14 protein-coding genes and 3 rRNA genes are annotated in these 23,651 nt (G+C 67.4%); 1 reads left to right on the top strand and 16 read right to left on the bottom strand.

The annotated features are described in order from the left end of the window. Nucleotides 1-28: 28 nt before the first annotated feature. From QNO14_RS04665 to QNO14_RS04600, 14 genes are all read right to left on the bottom strand, one after another. Nucleotides 29-1,066 carry an HAD-IIA family hydrolase gene (locus QNO14_RS04665; RefSeq protein WP_257505733.1) on the bottom strand — a complete coding sequence of 346 codons (1,038 nt, stop codon included), beginning with the start codon at nucleotides 1,064-1,066 and terminating at the stop codon, nucleotides 29-31. Further along, nucleotides 1,066-2,208, bottom strand: a complete 1,143-nt coding sequence (locus QNO14_RS04660) for a tetratricopeptide repeat protein (protein WP_257505732.1) — start codon at nucleotides 2,206-2,208, stop codon at nucleotides 1,066-1,068. Before QNO14_RS04660 ends, QNO14_RS04665 begins: the two co-directional genes overlap by 1 nt. An 873-nt stretch (nucleotides 2,209-3,081) precedes the next feature. Then, a 5S ribosomal RNA gene (gene rrf, locus QNO14_RS04655) occupies nucleotides 3,082-3,198 on the bottom strand. A 106-nt stretch (nucleotides 3,199-3,304) separates the two neighbouring features. Continuing rightward, nucleotides 3,305-6,410, bottom strand: a 23S ribosomal RNA gene (locus QNO14_RS04650). A gap of 428 nt (nucleotides 6,411-6,838) precedes the next feature. Continuing rightward, nucleotides 6,839-8,360, bottom strand: a 16S ribosomal RNA gene (locus QNO14_RS04645). The 16S, 23S and 5S rRNA genes sit together here, the layout of an rRNA operon. Nucleotides 8,361-8,835: 475 nt before the next feature. Next, entirely contained in the window at nucleotides 8,836-9,480 is a 645-nt protein-coding gene (locus tag QNO14_RS04640) for a SatD family protein (RefSeq protein WP_257507135.1), read from the bottom strand. Between the two features lie 51 nt (nucleotides 9,481-9,531). Beyond that, nucleotides 9,532-10,962 (bottom strand): argininosuccinate lyase, encoded by a 1,431-nt coding sequence (gene argH, locus QNO14_RS04635; protein WP_257507134.1) that lies wholly within the window; start codon nucleotides 10,960-10,962, stop codon nucleotides 9,532-9,534. 9 nt (nucleotides 10,963-10,971) lie between these two features. After that, nucleotides 10,972-12,033 (bottom strand): DUF1624 domain-containing protein, encoded by a 1,062-nt coding sequence (locus QNO14_RS04630; RefSeq protein WP_257507133.1) that lies wholly within the window; start codon nucleotides 12,031-12,033, stop codon nucleotides 10,972-10,974. A gap of 5 nt (nucleotides 12,034-12,038) precedes the next feature. Then, nucleotides 12,039-12,962: an ornithine carbamoyltransferase gene (argF, locus tag QNO14_RS04625; protein ID WP_257494901.1), complete on the bottom strand. Its 924-nt coding sequence runs from the start codon at nucleotides 12,960-12,962 to the stop codon at nucleotides 12,039-12,041. Further along, nucleotides 12,959-14,191: an acetylornithine transaminase gene (locus QNO14_RS04620; protein ID WP_257494902.1), complete on the bottom strand. Its 1,233-nt coding sequence runs from the start codon at nucleotides 14,189-14,191 to the stop codon at nucleotides 12,959-12,961. The genes argF and QNO14_RS04620 overlap by 4 nt, the downstream gene beginning before the upstream one ends. Continuing rightward, nucleotides 14,188-15,087 carry an acetylglutamate kinase gene (gene argB, locus QNO14_RS04615; RefSeq protein WP_257494903.1) on the bottom strand — a complete coding sequence of 300 codons (900 nt, stop codon included), beginning with the start codon at nucleotides 15,085-15,087 and terminating at the stop codon, nucleotides 14,188-14,190. The genes QNO14_RS04620 and argB overlap by 4 nt, the downstream gene beginning before the upstream one ends. Further along, nucleotides 15,084-16,241, bottom strand: coding sequence for a bifunctional glutamate N-acetyltransferase/amino-acid acetyltransferase ArgJ (argJ, locus tag QNO14_RS04610; RefSeq protein WP_257494905.1), 1,158 nt, complete (start codon nucleotides 16,239-16,241; stop codon nucleotides 15,084-15,086). Before argJ ends, argB begins: the two co-directional genes overlap by 4 nt. Further along, nucleotides 16,238-17,305, bottom strand: a complete 1,068-nt coding sequence (gene argC, locus QNO14_RS04605; RefSeq protein ID WP_257507132.1) for an N-acetyl-gamma-glutamyl-phosphate reductase — start codon at nucleotides 17,303-17,305, stop codon at nucleotides 16,238-16,240. Before argC ends, argJ begins: the two co-directional genes overlap by 4 nt. A gap of 322 nt (nucleotides 17,306-17,627) precedes the next feature. Next, complete coding sequence (locus tag QNO14_RS04600) at nucleotides 17,628-18,605, bottom strand: NAD-dependent epimerase/dehydratase family protein (protein WP_257507131.1); 978 nt, start codon at nucleotides 18,603-18,605, stop codon at nucleotides 17,628-17,630. Between the two features lie 147 nt (nucleotides 18,606-18,752). Here QNO14_RS04600 and QNO14_RS04595 point away from each other — a divergent pair, with 147 nt between their 5' ends. Beyond that, a complete protein-coding gene (locus tag QNO14_RS04595; RefSeq protein ID WP_257507130.1) occupies nucleotides 18,753-19,877 on the top strand; it encodes an AAA family ATPase in 1,125 nt (374 codons plus the stop codon). Between the two features lie 179 nt (nucleotides 19,878-20,056). Here the strand turns inward: QNO14_RS04595 and pheT are convergent, their stop codons facing one another. Then, entirely contained in the window at nucleotides 20,057-22,567 is a 2,511-nt protein-coding gene (gene pheT / locus QNO14_RS04590; protein ID WP_257507129.1) for a phenylalanine--tRNA ligase subunit beta, read from the bottom strand. Continuing rightward, nucleotides 22,567-23,607: a phenylalanine--tRNA ligase subunit alpha gene (pheS, locus tag QNO14_RS04585; protein ID WP_257507128.1), complete on the bottom strand. Its 1,041-nt coding sequence runs from the start codon at nucleotides 23,605-23,607 to the stop codon at nucleotides 22,567-22,569. The genes pheT and pheS overlap by 1 nt, the downstream gene beginning before the upstream one ends. Nucleotides 23,608-23,651: the final 44 nt, after the last annotated feature.

Genomic DNA, 23,651 nt, shown 5'->3' with positions numbered 1-23,651 from the left:
CCCCCAGGATAGGCGCTGGTGCGCCGGATCAGGGCCGGTGGAACGGGTCGGCGTACAGCCGCTCCGGCACCCGGAACCCGAAGATGCCGCGGCCTGTCGCCCAGATCGCCGCCGCACCCGCACGCACGAGGTCGATGGGGCGCGAACCCTCGGAGAGGATATGGATGTCGGGGCCGTCGATGCGCACCACCGCGTCGCGCACGGTGGTGGTGTCGCCCTTGGTCTTCACCTCGGGGTACGGCTCGTGCAGCTCGCGCAGGTCGCCCAGGATGTAGGTGGGCCGCGAATGCGGCGGCGCGGCCAACACGTGCTTGGGCCGGTCCACACCCGTGAGGACGAGCACCGACGGGATGCCGGCGGCCTGAGCCCCCGCGATGTCGGTGTCGAGGCGGTCGCCGAGGAACAGCGGGCTCGACGCGCCGAACCGCGCGACGGCCTCGTCGAAGATCGGACGCTCCGGCTTGCCCGCCACGACCGCAAGCCGGCCGACCGCGGTGTGCACGGCCGAGACCAGGGTGCCGTTGCCCGGAGCCAGGCCTCGCGCCTGCGGGATCGTCCAGTCGGTGTTGGTGGCGATCCATGGGATGCCGCCCTCGTCCTCGGGCCGCGCCAGGGCGTACGCCGCTTCGGCCAGGTGCTGCCACCCGACGTCGGGGGCGAACCCCTGCACGACGGCGGCGGGAGAGTCGTCCGCACTGCGCGTGACCGCGTAGCCCGCCTTCTCCACCTCGACCGTCAGACCGTCCCCACCCACGACGAGGATGCGCGAGCCGGGCGCCACGCGCTCCCGCAGCAGGCGCATGGCCGCCTGCGGACTCGTCACGACGTCCTCGGGTTCGGTCGAAGACAGACCGAGTTCGCGCAGGTGGCTCGCCACGGTGGCGTCGGTGCGCGACGCGTTGTTGGTGATGTAGCCGAGCCGCCGGGTCTGGCCGGCGCGCACCAGGCTCTCCACCGCGTGCGGAAGCGGGCCGGGTCCGGCGTAGACGACGCCGTCGAGGTCGGCCAGCACGACATCGACGCCGTCGAGCGGGGACGGGGTGGTGTTGCGCGAGAACAGCGCCATCACTTCTCCGGGGTGTCGTCCGAGAGCGCGGCGTCGTCGAACAGCGTCTCGCTCTTCGGGTCGATGGTCTCGTCCGAGTCCGAGTCCGAGTCGGAGTCCGAGTCCGTCTCGGGCTCCGCGACAGGGGCAGGCTCCTCCGCCGTCGATTCCGAGTCGTCGGTGGCATCCCCGTCGGGCGCCGCCACGGGCGTGGCCGTCGACTCCGAAGCCGCGGCCTCCGCCTCAGCGTCGCCCTCAGCCTCCGCCTCAGCGTCGCCCTCAGCCTCCGCCTCAGCGTCGCCCTCAGCTTCAGCCTCAGCGTCGCCCTCAGCCTCAGCGTCGCCCTCAGCCTCAGCGTCGCCCTCAGCCTCAGCGTCGCCCTCAGCCTCAGCCTCAGCGTCGGCCTCAGGCTCAGCCTCGGCGACCACAGCGTCCTCGGGGTCGAGCGCGACCTCCTCCACCTCGTCGACGATCTGGTACTCCTCGTCGGCCGATGACCCGAGAGCAGCGTCGATCGCCTCGGCTGCGACGACCGCGCGACGCTGCCACTCGGCGGACTCCTCGTCCCGCCCGAGCTCTGCCAGCACGGTCGCACGGGCGGCGAAGAGCGCCGGGCTCCATTCGAAGGCGCGGTCAGGATCCAGCTCCGGAATGTCCAACTCCGCCAGCGCGCGCTGCGGCTGCCCGAGGTCCAGCTGGGCGCCGGACATCGCGATCGCGAGTTCGACCCGGGCCGGGGTCGGCAGCGCCGCACGGTCGACCGAGCGACCGAGCTCGAGCGCCCGATCCGGGCGCCCCACCCCGCGCTCGCTGTCGACCATGAGGGCGATCTGATCGTCGCGACCTGAGATGCGCCGGTACGTCCGCAGTTCTCGCAGCGCCAGGGCGAAGTCCCCGATCGCGTAAGCGGTGATCGCGGCGGTCTCCCGCGCGACCGCGATACGCCCGGCACGACGGATCGCGGCGAGAGCGTGCTCGTGGGCCAGCTGCGGGTCCTCGTCGATAAGCATGGCTGCCATCGCGAGGTGTCGACCGACCTGCTCGGCGTTCTCCTTGCTGAGGGTCTTCAGCTCGTTGCGCGCCGAAGGATGCAGGTCGGCAGCGGTGACATCGTCCGGGATGTGCGGGCCGGACTCACGCTGCTCCTGCGGCGGACGCGACACGCGGCGGTCGTCGCGCGCGTCGAACGGACGCCCGCCGCCATCGCGCTTGGCGTACGGCTTGCGGTCGCCATCGCGGGGCGGGTAGGACTTACGCTCACCGTCGCGAGGGGTGTAAGGCCGACGCTCGCCATCGCGAGGCGGGTACGACTTACGCTCACCATCACGCGGCGGGTAGGCACGACGCTCACCATCGCGAGGCGGGTACGACTTCCGCTCACCATCACGGGGCGGGTAGGACTTACGCTCACCATCACGAGGCGTGTAGGGCCGACGCTCGCCATCGCGGGGCGGGTACGACTTCCGCTCACCATCACGAGGCGTGTAGGGACGGCGCTCGCCATCACGGGGCGGGTACGACTTCCGCTCACCATCACGCGGCGGGTACGACTTACGCTCCCCATCACGGGGCGGGTACGACTTACGCTCCCCATCGCGAGGCGTGTAGGGACGACGCTCACCATCACGGGGCGGGTACGACTTCCGCTCACCATCACGCGGCGGGTACGACTTCCGCTCACCATCGCGAGGCGGGTACGACTTACGCTCCCCATCGCGAGGCGTGTAGGGACGACGCTCACCATCACGCGGCGGGTACGACTTCCGCTCACCATCACGGGGCGGGTACGACTTCCGCTCACCATCGCCCGCAGCGGGCCGGCGGTCGCCGTCGCGCTTCTGGAACGGCTTGCGGTCGCCCTCACGCTTCACGAAGGGCTTGCGCTCCCCCGAGTTTCGCCGGTCGTCGGACACGTGCTTGGGGCGCCGGCGCTCTTCGCCATCCGGTCGCTTGTCGTCCGTCATCTCGGCTCCTTCCCTATTGCTTTGTTAACGAGAAATGGCCACCCAACTCTGGGTGGCCATTTCACGGAAGAAGTCCGGCGGTGTCCTACTCTCCCACAGGGTCCCCCCTGCAGTACCATCGGCGCTGAGAGGCTTAGCTTCCGGGTTCGGTATGGGACCGGGCGTTTCCCTCTCGCTATGGCCGCCGAAACACTATTGATGTTTCAGTCTGCACACAACAAAAGATTGTTGTTATGCGGTTCTCGACCGTACATCGAGAACCACTCAGTGGACGCGTAGCACCTCAAACGGGTGTGTTATCAAGTCATCGGCTTATTAGTACCAGTCAGCTGCATGCATTGCTGCACTTCCACATCTGGCCTATCAACCCAGTAGTCTGGCTGGGAGCCTCTCGCCCGAAGGCATGGAAGTCTCATCTTGAGGCCGGCTTCCCGCTTAGATGCTTTCAGCGGTTATCCATCCCGAACGTAGCTAATCAGCGGTGCTCCTGGCGGAACAACTGACACACCAGAGGTTCGTCCAACCCGGTCCTCTCGTACTAGGGTCAGATCCTCTCAAACTTCCTACGCGCGCAGCGGATAGGGACCGAACTGTCTCACGACGTTCTAAACCCAGCTCGCGTACCGCTTTAATGGGCGAACAGCCCAACCCTTGGGACCTACTCCAGCCCCAGGATGCGACGAGCCGACATCGAGGTGCCAAACCATGCCGTCGATATGGACTCTTGGGCAAGATCAGCCTGTTATCCCCGAGGTACCTTTTATCCGTTGAGCGACAGCGCTTCCACAAGCCACTGCCGGATCACTAGTCCCGACTTTCGTCCCTGCTCGACCTGTCAGTCTCACAGTCAAGCTCCCTTGTGCACTTACACTCGCCACCTGATTGCCAACCAGGTTGAGGGAACCTTTGGGCGCCTCCGTTACTTTTTGGGAGGCAACCGCCCCAGTTAAACTACCCACCAGGCACTGTCCCTGAACCGGATTACGGTTCGAAGTTAGATATCCAGAGTGACCAGAGTGGTATTTCAACAATGACTCCACACGAACTGGCGTCCATGCTTCAAAGTCTCCCACCTATCCTACACAAGCCACACCGAACACCAATACCAAGCTGTAGTAAAGGTCACGGGGTCTTTCCGTCCTGCTGCGCGTAACGAGCATCTTTACTCGTAATGCAATTTCGCCGAGTTCGCGGTTGAGACAGTTGGGAAGTCGTTACGCCATTCGTGCAGGTCGGAACTTACCCGACAAGGAATTTCGCTACCTTAGGATGGTTATAGTTACCACCGCCGTTTACTGGGGCTTAAATTCTCAGCTTCGCCTTGCGGCTAACCGGTCCTCTTAACCTTCCAGCACCGGGCAGGCGTCAGTCCGTATACATCGTCTTGCGACTTGGCACGGACCTGTGTTTTTAGTAAACAGTCGCTACCCACTAGTCTCTGCGGCCTCCAAACGCTTTCGGAGCAAGTCCTAATACGTCGAAGGCCCCCCTTCTCCCGAAGTTACGGGGGCATTTTGCCGAGTTCCTTAACCACGATTCTCTCGATCTCCTTGGTATTCTCTACCTGACCACCTGAGTCGGTTTGGGGTACGGGCGGCTAGAACCTCGCGTCGATGCTTTTCTTGGCAGCATAGGATCACCCACTTTTTATCCGCATCGTGTCTCAGCCTTAATGAGTGACGGATTTGCCTATCACTCGGCCTACGCACTTGCCCCGGGACAACCATCGCCCGGGTTGGGCTACCTTCCTGCGTCACACCTGTTAATACGCTAACCGCACCAGCATGGGGTCGTGCGCTAGCTCCAACGTTCTCACCCCGAAGGGATCGAATCAGAGGAATTCGGGCACTTAGCACCACTGGATTAGCTTGGGCGGTTCTTCGCCGGTACGGGAATATCAACCCGTTGTCCATCGACTACGCCTGTCGGCCTCGCCTTAGGTCCCGACTTACCCAGGGAAGATTAGCTTGACCCTGGAACCCTTGGTCTTTCGGAGGACGTGTTTCTCACACGTCTTTCGCTACTCATGCCTGCATTCTCACTCGTGTAGCCTCCACGGCTGGTTCACACCGCCGCTTCGCTGGCCACACGACGCTCTCCTACCCATCAACACGGCTGGACCACGAAGGCCTACCAATAATGTCAATGCCACAACTTCGGTGGCGTGCTTGAGCCCCGTTACATTGTCGGCGCGGAATCACTTGACCAGTGAGCTATTACGCACTCTTTCAAGGGTGGCTGCTTCTAAGCCAACCTCCTGGTTGTCTAAGCAACTCCACATCCTTTCCCACTTAGCACGCGCTTTGGGACCTTAGATGGTGGTCTGGGTTGTTTCCCTCTCGACTATGAAGCTTATCCCCCACAGTCTCACTGCTGCGCTCTCACTTACCGGCATTCGGAGTTTGGCTGACGTCAGTAACCTTGTAGGGCCCATCGGCCATCCAGTAGCTCTACCTCCGGCAAGAAACACGCAACGCTGCACCTAAATGCATTTCGGAGAGAACCAGCTATCACGAAGTTTGATTGGCCTTTCACCCCTATCCACAGCTCATCCCCTCAGTTTTCAACCTAAGTGGGTTCGGTCCTCCACGACGTCTTACCGTCGCTTCAACCTGGCCATGGATAGATCACTTCGCTTCGGGTCTAGGACATGCGACTGAATCGCCCTATTCAGACTCGCTTTCGCTACGGCTACCCCTCACGGGTTAACCTCGCCACATATCGCTAACTCGCAGGCTCATTCTTCAAAAGGCACGCTGTCACCCCTACTAAGGAGGCTCCAACGGTTTGTAAGCAAACGGTTTCAGGTACTATTTCACTCCCCTCCCGGGGTACTTTTCACCTTTCCCTCACGGTACTTGTCCGCTATCGGTCATCTGGGAGTATTTAGGCTTATCAGGTGGTCCTGACAGATTCACACGGGATTTCTCGGGCCCCGTGCTACTTGGGATACTCTTCGCGTCAAGAGAGGCATTTCGACTACGGGGTTCGCACCCTCTATGACCAGGCTTTCAATCCTGTTCGTCTATACCTTCTTGTAACGCCGACAGATCGGCAGAACTGTCTGAAAAGTCCCACAACCCCGAATACGCAACTCCTGCCGGATATCACACGTACTCGGTTTAGCCTGTTCCGGTTTCGCTCGCCACTACTAACGGAATCGCGGTTGCTTTCTCTTCCTGTGGGTACTGAGATGTTTCACTTCCCCACGTTCCCTCTACCCGCCCTATATATTCAGGCGGGAGTCACTGGGTCGGCACGCCGCCCAGCGGGGTTTCCCCATTCGGAAATCCTCGGATCAAAGTGTGCTTATCCACTCCCCGAGGCTTATCGCAGATTGCTACGTCCTTCTTCGGCTCCAGATGCCAAGGCATTCACCGTTTGCTCTTAAAGACTTGAAAATCACATGAGTTTGAATCAAAACTCGAAACCCAGACTCAAAAGAGCCTGGATCGAAATTGACTAATGATCTTTAAGATCATCGATCGAAACAATCCCGAAGGATCATCTCGAAGATGCTCGCGTCCACTGTGTAGTTCTCAAAGTACGGGCGGTACCCACCCCGCCTGCCGGCAAGCCGACAAACAAAAGCAGGTCCAGAGGATTCGTCTGGCACTCAACCCGAAGGTCAGTGCGCATCCGGTCCCTCAGGACCCAACAGCGTGCATGTACCGGCAACTCCCCCCGAACCGTTCCAGCCGCAAGCGGCGTACTGAGTCCAAAGATCATCACTGGCACCAAGTCAAATGTTCCACCCATGAGCTACCGGCGAGAACGTATGTCTCGATCCGGCGCCTGGACACCCCAAAGGGTGCCAGATGCTCCTTAGAAAGGAGGTGATCCAGCCGCACCTTCCGGTACGGCTACCTTGTTACGACTTAGTCCTAATTACCGATCCCACCTTCGACGGCTCCCTCCACAAGGGTTGGGCCACCGGCTTCAGGTGTTACCGACTTTCATGACTTGACGGGCGGTGTGTACAAGACCCGGGAACGTATTCACCGCAGCGTTGCTGATCTGCGATTACTAGCGACTCCGACTTCATGAGGTCGAGTTGCAGACCTCAATCCGAACTGGGACCGGCTTTTTGGGATTCGCTCCACCTCACGGTATTGCAGCCCTTTGTACCGGCCATTGTAGCATGCGTGAAGCCCAAGACATAAGGGGCATGATGATTTGACGTCATCCCCACCTTCCTCCGAGTTGACCCCGGCAGTATCCCATGAGTTCCCACCATTACGTGCTGGCAACATAGAACGAGGGTTGCGCTCGTTGCGGGACTTAACCCAACATCTCACGACACGAGCTGACGACAACCATGCACCACCTGTTTACGAGTGTCCAAAGAGTTGACCATTTCTGGCCCGTTCTCGTATATGTCAAGCCTTGGTAAGGTTCTTCGCGTTGCATCGAATTAATCCGCATGCTCCGCCGCTTGTGCGGGTCCCCGTCAATTCCTTTGAGTTTTAGCCTTGCGGCCGTACTCCCCAGGCGGGGAACTTAATGCGTTAGCTGCGTCACGGAATCCGTGGAATGGACCCCACAACTAGTTCCCAACGTTTACGGGGTGGACTACCAGGGTATCTAAGCCTGTTTGCTCCCCACCCTTTCGCTCCTCAGCGTCAGTTACGGCCCAGAGATCTGCCTTCGCCATCGGTGTTCCTCCTGATATCTGCGCATTCCACCGCTACACCAGGAATTCCAATCTCCCCTACCGCACTCTAGTCTGCCCGTACCCACTGCAGGCCCGAGGTTGAGCCTCGGGATTTCACAGCAGACGCGACAAACCGCCTACGAGCTCTTTACGCCCAATAATTCCGGATAACGCTTGCGCCCTACGTATTACCGCGGCTGCTGGCACGTAGTTAGCCGGCGCTTTTTCTGCAGGTACCGTCACTTTCGCTTCTTCCCTGCTAAAAGAGGTTTACAACCCGAAGGCCGTCGTCCCTCACGCGGCGTTGCTGCATCAGGCTTTCGCCCATTGTGCAATATTCCCCACTGCTGCCTCCCGTAGGAGTCTGGGCCGTGTCTCAGTCCCAGTGTGGCCGGTCACCCTCTCAGGCCGGCTACCCGTCGACGCCTTGGTGAGCCATTACCTCACCAACAAGCTGATAGGCCGCGAGCCCATCCCAGACCGAAATTCTTTCCAGCTGCTGACCATGCGGTCGCAGCTCGTATCCAGTATTAGACGCCGTTTCCAGCGCTTATCCCAGAGTCCGGGGCAGGTTGCTCACGTGTTACTCACCCGTTCGCCACTGATCCACAGAGCAAGCTCTGCTTCACCGTTCGACTTGCATGTGTTAAGCACGCCGCCAGCGTTCATCCTGAGCCAGGATCAAACTCTCCGTAAAAGAAATTTGCCGACACAACCGGAATAAGGTCGTGTACAGCGAGTTTGAACTGACCAAATGGATGTCATTACTGACTTATCCGTTGCCGACCCCCAAAAAGGGAATCGGACTTTGATCCAAAGGAATCTCACCCGGTAAAAACCGGGACGAGGTTATTTGGCATTTGACAAGTGCACGCTGTTGAGTTCTCAAGGATCGGATGCTCCTGCCGGCCGGCCTCTCGGCCTGCCCTGCAGGGCAACTTCTCTATCTTACCCATCTCCTCGAGCTTGTCAAATCGACCAGCCGGTGAGGTGGGAAGCTCCATCCATGTCAGAAGACCCTCGATCCGAGGATCGAAGAGGATGGGGTGTTGCCACTTGAGGGGTGCGGGGCCTTCGGCCTCTCCGCTGTTCCCTGTGGGGCCAACAGAGAAAACAATACGTCGATCCCGCAGACTCGGCAAATCTGGGCCGCATCCCGGGAGTGTCGCGCGTCATTCCGCGGCCAGGAGGGTCTGCACGGCGTCGACGAGCACCGCTCCCCCGGAGGCGGCCAGAGCCTGGGACACGGCGGACTGCGTGATCCCCTCGGCCGCTGCGATCGCACGTTGCGTGTCACCCAGGCACCGGCGGTACGTGATGCGGCGAACCCGCTCTGCCATCGCCGTGACGAGCTGATCGCGCGCGACGAAACCCGAGTTGGCGAGCCGCACGGCCTCGCGCACCGCGGCATCCTGGCTCTCAGCCGCCGCCGCCCACGTGCGCACGCCCGGGAGGGTGCGGCTCTGCTTGGCGTGCACGGTGTCGATGGCGGCGCGGGCCGCCCACCAGGCAGGTCCTTCCGAGATGGTGCCGACGGTGGCCGACGGCACGTCGTCGATCGGACCCACTCCGATGCCGAAGCGGCACTCGATGCCGTCGGGGAGGGCGAGCCGGATCAGCAGCACGGCGGCGGATGCCGCCGCCAGCGTCGGGTAGACGCCCTGAAGCTCATCCCCGACGGTGGGCCGCAATGGCCGCTCCGAGAGCGGGAAGTCGGACTCGACCCGATCCACTGCACCCTCGAGGTGTCGCTGTGCTCCACCCCGGTCAGTGAGGGTGCGGGATCCGACGATGTCCGCGGTGACTGCGACGCTCATGCGATAAGCGTACAGCTGATGTCGTGCGAATATAAGTCTGATGCTTATCGACTAGATGCCCAGGGCATGAGCGACGGCCTGCGCACGAGCGACCAGCTGCGCCCGCTGCTCGTCGACCCGCACCGGGGCGGTGCCGCCGGCCCCATCGCGGCTCGCCACCGATCCCTGAATGGACAGGACCTCCCGCACCTGCGGGGTCAGGTGCGGTGAAACCTGCGCCAGCAGCTCGTCGCCGGCATCCTGCAGTTCGATCCCTCGCTGCTCGCAGGCCTGCACCAGTGCGCCGGAGATCTCGTGCGCGTCGCGGAAGGGAACCCCGCGCTTCACGAGCCACTCCGCCACATCCGTGGCGAGCGAGAACCCCTGCGGAGCGAGAGCCGCCATGCGCTCGGTGTCGAAACGCAGCGTCGCGACCATGCCCGCGAACGCCGGCAGCACGACTTCGAGCGTGGTGACGGAGTCGAAGACCGGCTCTTTGTCCTCTTGCAGGTCGCGGTTGTAGGCCAGCGGAAGCGCCTTCAAGGTCGCCATCAGGCCGGCGAGGTTGCCGATGAGCCGCCCGGCCTTGCCTCGTGCGAGCTCGGCGATGTCGGGGTTCTTCTTCTGCGGCATGATGCTCGACCCCGTCGAGTACCCGTCGTCGAGTGTCACGAATCCGAACTCGCGCGTGTTCCAGATGATGATGTCCTCGGCGAAGCGGGACACATCGACCGCGATCATCGCGGCGATGAACGCGAACTCCGCGACGACATCGCGTGCGGCCGTCCCGTCGAGGGAGTTCTCGGCCGGCCGGGCCAGGCCCAGCTCCTCGGCGACCAGCTGCGGGTCCAGGCCCAGCGTCGCCCCCGCCAGCGCTCCCCCGCCGTACGGCGAGACGCTCGCGCGCACCGTCCAGTCGCGAAGACGCTCGAGGTCGCGCACGAGCGGCCAGGCATGGGCCTGCAGGTGGTGCGCCAAGAGGATGGGCTGGGCGTGCTGCAGGTGCGTGCGCCCGGGCATGATCGCGGTGGCGTGGGCCTCGGCCTGGGCAGCGATCGCATCGACGACCCGCAGGATCTCGCGAGCGATCAGCCGCGAGTGGTCGAGCAGGTACATGCGCACGAGGGTGGCGATCTGGTCGTTGCGACTGCGGCCGGCACGCAGCTTGCCGCCGAGCTCTGCGCCCACTTCGGCGATGAGCGCGGCCTCGAGCGCACCGTGCACGTCCTCATCGTCCGGGCCTGCGGCGAGGGTGCCGTCCTGCACGGCCGTGGCCAGCGCGTCGAGGCCGGCGTGCATGCGCGCTTCCTCGTCGGCGGTCAGGTAGCCGGCGGCGGCGAGCGCCTTGGCGTGGGCGTGGGAGCCGGCGATGTCGTAAGGCGCCAGGACCCAGTCGAAGTGCGTGGAGCGGCTCAGCGCCGCCAGCTCGGGCGAGGGGCCCGAGGCGAACCGTCCGCCCCACAGTGCGCCCGCGTTCGTGCCTTCACTCTTGCTTCCGCTCACCGGTCCAGCCTACCGGGGCTGGTCGGCCGTTCCGGGGACGGCGCGGCGTGCCAGCAGCGCAAGCAGCCGCTCCAGCGGCCCGCGACCCAGAAGCAGCGCCCACAGCGTGCACCCGGCGAGGATGCCGAGGGTGATCGGCCAGAAGGGGTGCAGCGCACGGAACTCCGCGAGGCCCTCGGTGCTGCCCAGCGCCAGCCACGCCCACACCGCCCAGACCACGAGCTGGGCGACGTAGGCGGTCAGCGGCATGGCGCCGGCGGCGCGAAGCGGCAGCACCGCCCAGGTGAGCGGAGTGCGGCAGAGCAACAGGCACGCCCCGATCATCGCGATCGCGAACCCCCCGGATCCGATGACCTCGAGGATGCCGCTGGAGTGCGGCCGCGCCGTCCACACCGCGCCCCACAGCGACGACGCCTCCGCCCACTCGTCCGCGCCGGACACGAGCGCGACGCCGTACCCGACGACGGCGAGAACACCGCCGGCGAACACCAGTCGCAGCTGCGTGGCAGCGACATCCAGGTCCAGACGGGCAAGGCCCATGCCGGCGAGGATGAACGCGATCCACACCGGGAACGGATAGTGCCACCCCACCAGCAGCGCCACCTGCTCCCCCACGGCGGTGCCCCAGAAGGGCGCGCCGTCGAGCCACGCCTGCACGAACGGCATGACGAGGGCGACCACCGCCGCTGTGCACAGCAGGGCGCGGGAGCCGAGTCCGGTGAAGGGGATGCCGAGCAGGAACAGCAGCGCGTAGGCGGGGAGGATCACGTAGACGGGGACCCCCGTCGCGATGAGCAGGATGCCGATGGCGTAGAGCGCCGCGGCACGCACGGCGAGTCGTGCCCGTGCCGTGCGCATCGCCGCACCGGCCAGAGGCTGTCTCCCACCGGTGACGATGCCGAGGGACACCCCGGCGAGGGTGGCGAACAGGATCGACGAGCGGCCGTCCGCCACCCCCGCCCAGGTGGGCGTGTCGGGCGCGTCCCCGTCGAGCAGGTGGGCGGCGAGCATGCCGACGATGGCCAGCCCGCGCGCGAGGTCGATCCCGGCCAGCCGGCCGGGACCGTTCAACGCTGCTACTGCTGCCGCAGCAGCCACACCAGCAGGGCCTTCTGCGCGTGCAGCCGGTTCTCGGCCTCATCCCACACCACGCTCTGCGGGCCGTCGATCACCTCGGCGTCGACCTCGTAGCCGCGGTCGGCGGGGAGGCAGTGCATGAACATGGCGTCCGGCGCGGCGAGCGCCATGGTCTCGGGGGTGACCTTGTACGCGCCGAGCTCTCGCAGGCGCGCCGCCTTCTCCTCTTCCTTGCCCATCGACACCCAGGTGTCGGTGACGACGACGTCGGCTCCGGCAGCGGCCTCGACCGGGTCGGTGTAGAGGGTCAACGACCCGCCGGTCTCGGCGGCGCGGCGCTCGGCGTCGGCGACGACGTCGGCTCGCGGCGCGTACTCCTCAGGCGACGCGATGCGCACGTGCATGCCCGCCGTCACGCCCGCCAGCGCGTAGGAGTGGCCCATGTTGCTGCATCCGTCGCCGAAGAAGGCGAGCGTCAGGCCCTTCAGCTGGCCCTTGTGCTCACGGATGGTGAGGAGGTCCGCCAGCAGCTGGCAGGGGTGGAAGTCGTCGCTGAGCGCGTTGACCACCGGCACCCGCGTGCCTGCCGCCATCTCCTCGAGCCCGGCCTGCGCGTACGTGCGCCAGACGATCGCCGCGACCTGACGCTCGAGCACGCGCGCGGTGTCGGCGGGGGTCTCCTTGCCGCCCAGCTGACTGCTGGCCGTGGAGATGATGAGCGGCGATCCGCCGAGGTCGGCGATGCCGACGGCGAACGACACCCGGGTACGGGTCGAGGACTTGTCGAAGATCACCGCGACCGTCTGCGGCCCCTCGAGGGGCTTCAGCTTCCAACGGTCCTTCTTCAGGGCGACGGCCAGCTCGAGGATCTCGGCCTGTTCGGCGGCGGTCAGGTCGTCGTCGCGCAGCAGGTGACGGGTCACGCGGATGCCTCCTCGGAATCGGTGGGGACGTCGAGCAGGAGCGCCTGCTCGACGGTGGACAGCGCGCGGGCGAACAGGTCGGCGAACTCGTCGATCTCGACGTCGCCGATCGTCAGCGGCGGCGCGAGGCGCACGGTGCTGTCGTTGGCCGCGTTGACGATGAGCCCGTGCTCCTGCGCGGCGGCGACGACGGCGCCTGCGACGGGATGCCGCAGCGCGATGCCGATGAGCAGTCCCTGCCCGCGGCATCCGTCCACCAGGGGCGACCCGATGGCGGCGACGGCATCGCGGATCTGCTGACCGCGGACAGCGGCGTTGTGCACCAGGTCCGCGCTCTCGATCTCGCCCAGCACCGCCGAGGCGACGGCGGTGCCGAGGGCGTTGCCGCCGAAGGTCGAGCCGTGGGTGCCGGGGTAGAACAGCTCGCTCGCGGCGCCGAACGTGATGAGCGCCCCGATGGGGAACCCGCCGCCGATGCCCTTCGCCACCGTGATGGCGTCGGGGGTGATGCCGGCGTGCTGGAACGCGAACCAGGCCCCGGTGCGTCCTGCCCCGGTCTGGATCTCGTCGATGATGAGCAGCGCGCCGTGACGCGCGGTGATCTCACGGGCGGCGCGGAGGAACCCCTCCGGCAGCTCCACGACGCCCGCCTCGCCCTTGATGGGTTCGACGAACAGCGCCGCCACCCGGTCGTCCATCGCCTGCTCGAGCGCCTCGACGGTGGAGTCGATGAACTCCACCCCGGGCACCATCGGCAGGAACGGCTCCTGCATGTAGGGCTTTCCGGTGAGCGCGAGCGTGCCCATGGTGCGACCGTGGAAGGCGTCCTTGAAGGCGAGGATGCGAGGCCGGTCGGCTCCGCCGTGCAGGCGGGCCAGCTTGAAAGCTGCTTCGTTGGCCTCCGCCCCGGAGTTTCCGAAGTACACCCGGCCGTCCGGGCCTGTGCCGGCGAGGCGCTTCAGGCGCGCGGCGAGCTCGAGCTGCGATGGGGTGGCGAAGAAGTTCGATACGTGGGCGAGGGTCGCGGCCTGCCGCGAGACCGCCTCGACGAACGTCGGGTGGGCGTGGCCGATGGAGTTGACCGCGATGCCGGCGAGGAAGTCGAGGTAACGACGCCCCTCGGCGTCCCAGAGGGCTGCCCCCTCGCCGCGCACGAACAGCGCCGCGCGCTCACCGACGTTGCGCACCAGATCCCGCTGCGCGTCGTCCTGCCAGTTGTTCGCGGTCATCCCGCCACCACCTCCGTGCCGATGCCCTGCTCCGTGAAGATCTCCACCAGCAGCGAATGCGGCTGGCGTCCGTCGATGATCGCGGCGGTGTCGACGCCGCCGTCCACGGCATCCAGGCACGCCTGCATCTTCGGGATCATCCCCGACTCCAAAGTGGGCAGCATCGCGCGCAGGTCCGTGGCCGTCAGGTGCGACACCAGCGAGCTGCGGTCCGGCCAGTCGGCGTAGAGGCCGGGCACGTCGGTGAGGATGATGAGCTTCGTCGCCCCGAGGGCGACGGCGAGGGATGCCGCGGCGGCGTCGGCGTTGACGTTGAGCGACTGCCCGGGGTTGTCGAGGTCGGGCGCGATGCTCGAGACCACAGGGATGCGCCCTGCGGCGAGCTGATCGAGCACCGGCTGCGGGTCGACCGCGACGACATCGCCGACATTGCCGAGGTCGTGCTCGATCCCGTCGACGTGAACGCCGCGGCGGCGCCCGCCGAACAGGCCCGCGTCCTCGCCGGACAGTCCGCTCGCGAAGGGCCCGTGCGTGTTGATGCGGCTGACCAGCTGCGGATTGATCTGGCCGGTGAGCACCATGCGCACCACCGAGATCGCCTCGGTCGAGGTGACCCGGTAGCCGCCCTTGAACTCGCTCGGGATCGACAGCCGGTCGAGCATCTTCGAGATCTGCGGTCCGCCGCCGTGGACGACCACCGGCTTGACCCCGACGAAGCGCAGGTAGGCGATGTCCTCGGCGAAGGCATCCTGCAGCTCGTCGGAGACCATCGCATTGCCGCCGAACTTGATGACGATGATCTGGTCGCTGAAGCGCTTGAGCCACGGCAGCGACTCGATGAGCACGCCGGCTTTGACCGCGGCCTCTTCGGGGGTGGTCTGCTGGATGTCGGTCATGAGGAATACGCGCTGTTCTCGTGGACGTAGTCGTGCGTGAGGTCGTTGGTGAGGATCGTCGCCGCCTCGGCGCCGACCTTCAGGTCGATGTGCACGTGGGTGGCACGGGGGGTGAGGTCGACCTCCTCGCGCGGGCGGTCGGGGCCGCCGGCGGTGCAGACGCGCACGCCGTTCATCCAGACGTCGACGTCGTACGGGTCGAAGGCGGCATCCGTCGTGCCGATGGCGGCCAGCACCCGGCCCCAGTTCGGGTCGTTGCCGAAGATCGCCGCCTTGAAGAGGTTGTTGCGGGCGACGGAGCGTCCGACCGTCACGGCGTCGTCCTCGCTCGCGGCCCCGGTGACCTGGATGGTGATGTCGTGGCTCGCGCCCTCGGCATCGCCCTGCAGCTGACGCGCGAGGTCGCCGCAGACGGCGGCGAGCGCGGCGCGGAAGGCGTGCGGGTCGGGGACGACGTCGCTGGCGCCGCTGGCGAGCAGCGTCACCTGGTCGTTGGTCGACATGCAGCCGTCGGAGTCGAGCCGGTCGAAGCTCACACGGGTGGCGGCGCGCAGGTGCGCGTCGGCCTGGGCGGAGTCGAGGACGGCGTCGGTGGTGATCACGACGAGCATGGTCGCAAGGCCCGGCGCGAGCATCCCGGCGCCCTTGGCCATGCCGCCGATCGTCCACCCCTCACCGCGGAAGACGCTCTGCTTGGCACGGGAGTCGGTGGTCATGATGGCGTGCGCGGCGTCGTCCCCGCCGTCGGGGCTCAGCGCGGCGATGCCCTTCTCGACCCCGTCGAGAACCTTGGCGCGGAAGACCTCGTCGCCGGTGCCGATGAGTCCCGTGGAGCAGACGATGACGTCGCCCGGGCTGACACCCAGCAGCTCGGCGGTCTTCTCGGCCGTCTGGTGCGTGGTCTGGAAGCCGAACGAGCCGGTGAAGCAGTTGGCGCCGCCGGAATTGAGCACGACCGCCTCGACCACGCCGTCGGCGATGGCCTGCTGGGACCAGATGATGGGGTTCGCCTTGGCGCGGTTGCTGGTGAACACCGCCGCGCCGACCTTGAGCGGGCCGCGGTTGACGACGACGGCCACGTCGTTCTTGCCGGTGGACTTCAGTCCGACGGCGACGCCGGCCGCGTCGAATCCTCGTGCTGCCGTGACGCTCACGGTGCCACTCCGTTCACGCTCAGGCCCGTGGCCTCGGGAAGGCCGAGGGCGATGTTCATCGACTGGATCGCGGCACCAGCGGTGCCCTTGGCCAGGTTGTCGAGCGCCGCGACGACCACGACGCGGTTCGCCGCGCGGTCGATGGCGAGGCCGAGGAGCGCGGTGTTGGCGCCTACGACGTCGGCGGTGCGCGGGAAGTGCCCCTCGGGCAGCAGCTGCACGAACGTCTCGTCGCCGTACGCGTCTTCCCAGGCGCCGCGGATGTCGGCATCCGTCGCCCCGGGCGCGATGGGCGCTGTGCTCGTGGCGAGGATGCCGCGGGCCATGGGCACGATCACGGGGGTGAAGGAGATGCGGATGTCGGCCGGGTCGATGCCCGCGGGGTTTGCGGGGGCCGCTTGGGCCAGTGCCTGGCGGATTTCGGGGATGTGCCGGTGCGTGCCGCCGACCGCGTAGGGGTTCGCGCTGCCGAGCACCTCGGCGGCGAGCAGGTTCGGCTTGAGGCTCTTGCCCGCGCCGGACGGACCGACGGCGAGCACGGTGACGATGTCGGAGGGGTCGATGACGCCCGCGGCGACGCCCGGCGCGAGGCTGAGGCTGACCGTCGAGGCGTTGCATCCGGGCGCGGCGATGCGGCTCGCGCCGACCAGGCGTTCGCGCTGCTTCGCGCCTGCGACGGGGAGCTCGGGGACGCCGTACGCCCACGGATCGTGGAAATCGCCGCCGTAGAACTGCTCCCACGCGTCCGCGGAGGTGAGCCGGTGGTCGGCGCCGGCGTCGATGACCAGCGGGGTGTCGGCGAGCGCGTCGGTGTACTGGCCGGACTGCCCGTGCGGCAGGGCGAGGAACACGATGTCGTGGCCGGATAGCACGTCGGGGGTCGTGTCCTGCAGCTGCAGGTGCGCGAGTGAGCGCAGGTGCGGCTGATGGTCGATGAGGGGCTGCCCGGCGTTGGAATGTGCCGTGACGGTGCGGATCTCGATGTCGGGGTGAGCGGCGAGGAGGCGCAGGATCTCGCCGCCCGCATAGCCGGAAGCGCCGGAAACGGCGACCGAATAGGTCATGTATCCACCTTAATTGTCTGGGTTGCGGGGCCGGGAACGGCGACACCGGCGGCGACCGGGACCGGCCGCGTGCAGGGTCGCCTAGAGTCGGCGCCCGCCCAGACGGCGGCGCGCAGCAGCGGCGCTCGAGACGAGCGTCGCGGGGGTGCACACAGCCGAAGGCATGCCGCGACGATATCCCCCTGTCCCCGCGCCCCGCAAATCCGCCGCTCGCTGCCGAGTGAGTATTCGCGGTGCCGAGTGAGTATTCGCCGCGTCGAGTGAGTATTCGCGGTGCCGAGTGAGTATTCGTCGGCTCGAGTGAGTATTCGCGCGGCGGAGCTCAGCCGAGGGCGGCGAGCAGGGCGAGCTCCTCCCGGCGGCTCAGGCCGGAGCGCCGGTCCCGGTCGAGGCCGGAGCGCCGCTCCGCGGCGAGGGTCCGCTCGAGCGTCGCGCGCAGCGGGCGCAGCCGCCCACCGAGGATCGTGTACGCCGCGTGCGAGCGAGACCACATGCCCGGCATCCCGCGCGGCAGCCACAGCGGAAGAGACCGCGGACCCGACCAGTACGACACGCCGTGGTCGAGCAGCCACTCCTCCGCGGCATCCACCATCGGACCCGTGTGCCCGGCCACCTCCCGCGCCTGCGCGAGCACGTCCGCGAGCGGATGCGGGTCACCCACGGCGTTGACCACCCCGGTCCACGGCGCCTCGCCGATGGCGGTGATGAAGTCGGCCAGGTCGTCCACGTCGATCACCGACACCCCGCGCCCGTCGGTCGGCGGCACAAGCACCGACTCTCGGCCGGCAAGCGCGAAGCGCGCGACCCAATAGCCGAATCGGTCCGACCCATCACCCGGTCCGGCGATCAGCCCGGGACGAACGATCGCCGCGCGATGGCCGAGAGCCGCCCGGACCGCCTCTTCCGCGGCGGCCTTCTCGTGCGGATAGTCGCTTTCTCGCCCGGGTTCCAGCGGCGCCACCACCGGTGCCGATTCGTCCGCCCCGGCGGCATCCGCGTCGGCGTACACCGAGATGCTCGAGACGAACGTCCAGTGTCGGGTCTGCGTGGCGAGGGCCCCGACGGCGGATGCCACGTGGGCGGCATCCGACGACACGTCCACGATCTCGTCCCACTCCATGGGCGCGACGGCGTCATATGCGCCGTCCGCCGCGCGGTCGCCGGCGATGAGACGCGCTCCCTCCGGTGCCGGGCTCGTCCCACGGGCAAGGCACGTCACGCGGGCGCCGCGGTCGAGCCAACGCTCCGCGATGCGCGCGCCCAGCCATCCGGTCCCGCCGAGGATCAGCACGTCGGTCATGCGTCGATTCCACCAGAGGCGGGACCGCAGCGCGACGGATGGATACTCATTCGCGGCGACGAATACTCACTCGACAGCGCGAATACTCACTCGCAGACGGGAATACTCACTCGCGAGCGCGTCGGAGGGGCCTGCCAGGATCGAGGCATGCTCACCACCCTCGCCGTCTCCGGCTATCGGTCGCTGCGCGACGTCATCGTTCCGCTTGCGCCCCTCACAGTCGTCACCGGCGCCAACGGCTCCGGAAAGTCCAACCTCTACCGCGCCCTCCGGTTGCTGTCGGCGACCGCCAGCGGCTCGCTCATCGCGGCGGTCGCCCGCGAAGGCGGCCTGCCCTCGGTCCTCTGGGCCGGGCCGGAACAGGGCGGCGGAGAGGCGACGATCCGCCGCGGCCCAGTCGCCGTGCAGCTGGGGTTCGCCGGCGACGAACTCGGCTACCTCGTCGACCTCGGCATCCCCCAGTCCGACCAGCGCAGCCTCTTCGCACGCGACCCCGAGATCAAGCGCGAGCAGGTCTTCGCCGGCCCGCTCGCCAAGCCCGCGACGCTGCTCATCGACCGGCTGCGCGGCGCGACCCGGGTGCGCGAGGGCTCGTGGGTCACCCTCGACCAGCAGCTCGCGCCGTTCGAGAGCATCGTGACCGACCTCGCCGACGGCGACACCGCCCCCGAGCTGCTGACCCTGCGGCGCATGCTCGGCGCCTGGCGCTTCTACGACCACTTCCGCGTCGATGCCGAAGCCCCCGCCCGCCGCCCGCAGATCGGAACCCGCTCCCACACTCTCGCGCACGGCGGCGAAAACCTGGCCGCCGTCTGGGCGACGATCCAGGATGCCGGCCACGGCGCGCCCCTGGACCGCGCCGTCGACGCCGCGTTCCCCGGCGCACGGGTGCAGGTCACCGGCAACGACGGATTGTTCTCGCTCTCGCTCCGTCTGCCGGGACTGCTGCGCCCTCTGCAGTCGACGGAGCTCTCCGACGGGACGCTTCGCTACCTGCTCCTCTGCGCCGCGTTGCTGCCGGGACGCCCCGCTCCCCTCATCGTGCTCAACGAGCCCGAGGCGAGCCTGCACGCCGACCTGCTCGATCCGCTGGCACAGCTCATCGCCGCGGCATCCGAGCGCACGCAGCTGATCGTCGTCACCCATGCGCCGCAGCTCGTCGCCGGCCTTGCCGACGCCGCCCACGTCGAGCTGCAGCGAACCCCCGACGGCACGGTCGTCGCCGGTCAGGGGTTCCTCGACGTCCCGGCGTGGAACTGGGGCTCGCGCTGACCCTCACGCGCGCCGGGAAAGGACATCTGGCGGCCAAGACAATGGGAAGTCCCCGATGTCTCGGCCGCCAAATGACGTCTCTCCGGGTCTGGTGACCGGCGGCTGGCCGCCGCGAATACTCACTCGGCACGCCGAATACTCACTTGGCACGCCGAATACTCACTCGGCGCCGCGAATACTCACTCGCGGATGGCAGCTCCCAGGCGCGCGGCGGCGACGGCGACACCGGCGAGCTTCGCCTCGGTCGCCTCGGCCGCGGTTAGCGTGCGGTCGGGCGCGCGGAAGCGCAGCGCGAACGTGAGCGACTTCTCGCCCTCGCCGACACCCGAGCCGCGGTAGTCGTCCACCAGCCGCAGCGACTCCAGCAGTTCCCCGGCGCCCTCGACGAGCGCGGCGCGCACCGCTGCGGCCGGCACGTCCCGCGACACCACGAGCGAGACGTCCTGCGTCGCTGCCGGGTATCCCGACAGAGATGCCGCGACCACCCGGTCGCCGGCCAGCGACAGCACGAGGTCGAGGTCCAGCTCCGCCACGATCACGCGGCCGGGCAGATCGGCATCGGCCGACACCGACGGCAGCACCTCACCGACGTAGCCGACCTCGATGTCGCCGACCGAGAGCACGCCGGTGCGTCCCGGGTGCAGCGCCACACGCTGCCCCTGCGCCACGTCAACGGTCACTCCGGCCGCCGCAGCCACCGTGCGGACGGCATCCAGCGCATCACCGATGTCGAACGGCTCGGCGGCCTGCCCCGGCTGCTTGGCGGTCCGGTGGCCGGTCAGCAGCACCGCGACGTGACGCGCCTGCGGCGGGATCGACGCATCGAGCGCGGCGAGGGTGGCGGCATCCGGCCTCACAGCCAGCGGCGGCACATGGTCCGTGCCGTACTCGACGCCGGGCTCGGGGAGGAACACGGCACCCGTCTCGAACAGCGCGAGGTCGCCGAAACCGCGGGCCAGGTTGCGGTGCGCGACCTGCAGCAGACCCGGCACCAGCGAGCGACGCAGGAACGGCGCCTGGCCGTCCAGCGGGTTGGCGAGCTTGACGCTCGGCAGGTGCTCGCCCGAGGCGGACCCGTGCAGGTCGTTCTGCTCCGCGGTGGTGAACGGGAACGACGGCGTCTCGGTGTACCCGGCGGCCGCGAGCGCGTTCGCCACTCGCCGCCGTCCCGACTGCGCAGCGGTCAGACCGCGGCCCGACGGCGGCACGGGCAGCACCGAGGGGATGCGGTCGAACCCGTCGATGCGGGCGACCTCTTCGGCGAGGGTCCATTTGTCGGTGAGGTCCGGACGCCACGACGGCGGGATGACGACCCATCCCTCGCCGGTCTCGGTGACCTCGCACCCGATCTTCTCCAGCGCCCCGACGACATCGGCATCGCTGTAGTCCACGCCGATCAGCCCGGGCACGAACGCCCGCGGCAGCTCGATCCCGGCGATGTGCACGTCGGCGAACAGGGCGCCGCCGACCTCGGTGTCCAGCGTCCCGCCGGCGTACTCGACCATGAGGTCGGCCACGCGCCGGGCAGCGACGAACGGGATGAGCGGATCCACGCCGCGCTCGAACCGGCGCGACGCCTCCGACGGCAGCTTGTGCCGACGGGCGGTGCGGGCGATCGAGACGGTGTCGAACACCGCGGCCTCGATGAGCACGTTGCGGGTCGCGTCGGTCATCTCGGTCGTGCCGCCGCCCATGACGCCGGCCAGGCCGATGGGGCCGGACTCGTCGGTGATGAGCAGGTCCTCGGGGCTGAGCGTGCGCTCCTTGCCGTCGAGCGTCGTGAGCTTCTCGCCCGCCGCCGCCCGGCGCACCGTGATGCCGCCCGTCAGCCGGTCGAGGTCGTAGCCGTGGATCGGGTTGCCGAGCTCGAGCATCACGTAGTTGGTGATGTCGATCAGGATGCCGAGCGACCGGATGCCGGCGAGCGTGAGCCGCGCGACCATCCACGGCGGGGTGGGCTTGGTGGGGTCGACGTCGCGCACGATCCGAACGACGAACTCGCTCGCGCCCACGCGGCCGCGGATCGGCGCCTGGTCGTCGACCGCGACGGCGAAGCCCTCGACCGGCTGCTGCAGCTCGCCCCATTCCCGCTCGCCCGGGTCGCGGAAGGCGGCACCCGTCGCGTGCGAGTACTCGCGTGCAACGCCGCGGATCGACAGCGCGTAGCCGCGGTCGGGGGTGACGTTGATCTCGACCGCGACGTCGTCCAGGCCCAGCAGGGCGATGGCATCCGCCCCCACCTCGGGGTCCAGCCCCAGCTCGACCAGGCGCAGGATGCCGGAGTGCTCGTCGCCGAGCCCCAGCTCCTTCGCCGAGGCGATCATGCCGTCCGACACGTGCCCGTAGGTCTTGCGCGCGGCGATCGGGAAGGGCCCCGGCAGCACGGCGCCGGGAAGGGTCACCACGACCTTGTCGCCGGCGAAGAAGTTGCGGGCGCCGCAGACGATGCCGCGCACTCCCCCGTTGGCCTCGCCGACATCCACCTGGCACCAGCGGATCGTCTTGCCGTTGGACTGCGGCTCCTCGATGAACTCGACCACCTGGCCCACGACGATCGGGCCCTGCAGGTCGAAGCCGTGCACGTCCTCCTCTTCGAAGCCCACCGACACCAGCGCCGCGAGGACGTCCTCGGGTGTGGCATCCGCGGGGACGTCGACGTATTCACGCAGCCACGAGAGCGGAACGCGCATCAGACCACCATTCCAAACTGCTCGCTGAAGCGGACATCGCCCTCGGCCATGTCACGCATGTCCTGTACATCGCTGCGGAACATCAGCGTCCGCTCGAAACCCATGCCGAACGCGAAGCCCGAGTACACCTCTGGGTCGATCCCGGCCGCGCGCAGCACGTTCGGGTTGACCATTCCGCACCCGCCCCACTCGATCCAGCGCGCCCCGCCCTTGAAGGTGGGATGCCACAGGTCGAACTCGGCCGACGGCTCGGTGAACGGGAAGAAGTTCGCGCGCATGCGGGTCTTCGCCTCGTCGCCGAAGAGCACCCGCGCGACGTGGTCGAGCGTGCCCTTCAGGTGCGCCATCGTGATGCCCTTGTCGACGACCAGGCCCTCGAACTGGCTGAACACCGGCAGGTGCGTGGCATCGAACTCGTCGGTGCGGTACACGCGGCCCGGCGCGAGCACGTAGATCGGCAGGTCACGCTCGAGCATGCTGCGCACCTGCACGGGGCTCGTGTGGGTGCGCATCACGAGGTGACGCTCGACGGGGTCGACGTAGAAGGTGTCCTGCATCTGGCGCGCCGGGTGGTCGACGTCGAAGTTCAGCGCGTCGAAGTTGAACCACTCGTGCTCGAGCTCGGGACCCTCGGCGATCTCCCACCCCATGCCGACGAAGATGTCGGCGATCTGCTCCTGCAGAAGGGTCAGCGGATGCCGCGCCCCGACGCGCGCGCGCTGCGGCAGCGCCGTGATGTCGATGCGCTCGGACTCGAGCTTCGCGGCGGTCTCGGCGGCGGCGACCTCGGTCTCGCGGGCGGCCAGCGCCTGGGTCACGCGTCCCCGCGCCTGGCCGACCAGCTTGCCGAACTCGGCCTTGCGGTCGTTGGGCACGTGGCGCAGCTGCGCGTTGAGTGCGGCCAGCGGCGAGCCCTCGGCGGTGTGCGCGGAGCGCGCCGCCTTCAGGTCGGCCGTGGTGGTCGCTCCGGCGATCGCGGCGAGGGCCGCCTCGACGGCGGCATCCACCGCTTCGGGGGTGATTTCGGGAGTGTCAGACACGAAGAACGAGTCTACCGACCGCCGCACAGGGAACCTGTCGGCGG

The organism is Microbacterium sp. zg-Y625, from assembly GCF_030246925.1.
GTDB classification, from domain to species: Bacteria; Actinomycetota; Actinomycetes; order Actinomycetales; family Microbacteriaceae; genus Microbacterium; species Microbacterium jiangjiandongii.
Note: the sequence above shows the minus strand (reverse complement) of the source record. Positions and strands in the feature narration are given on the sequence as shown.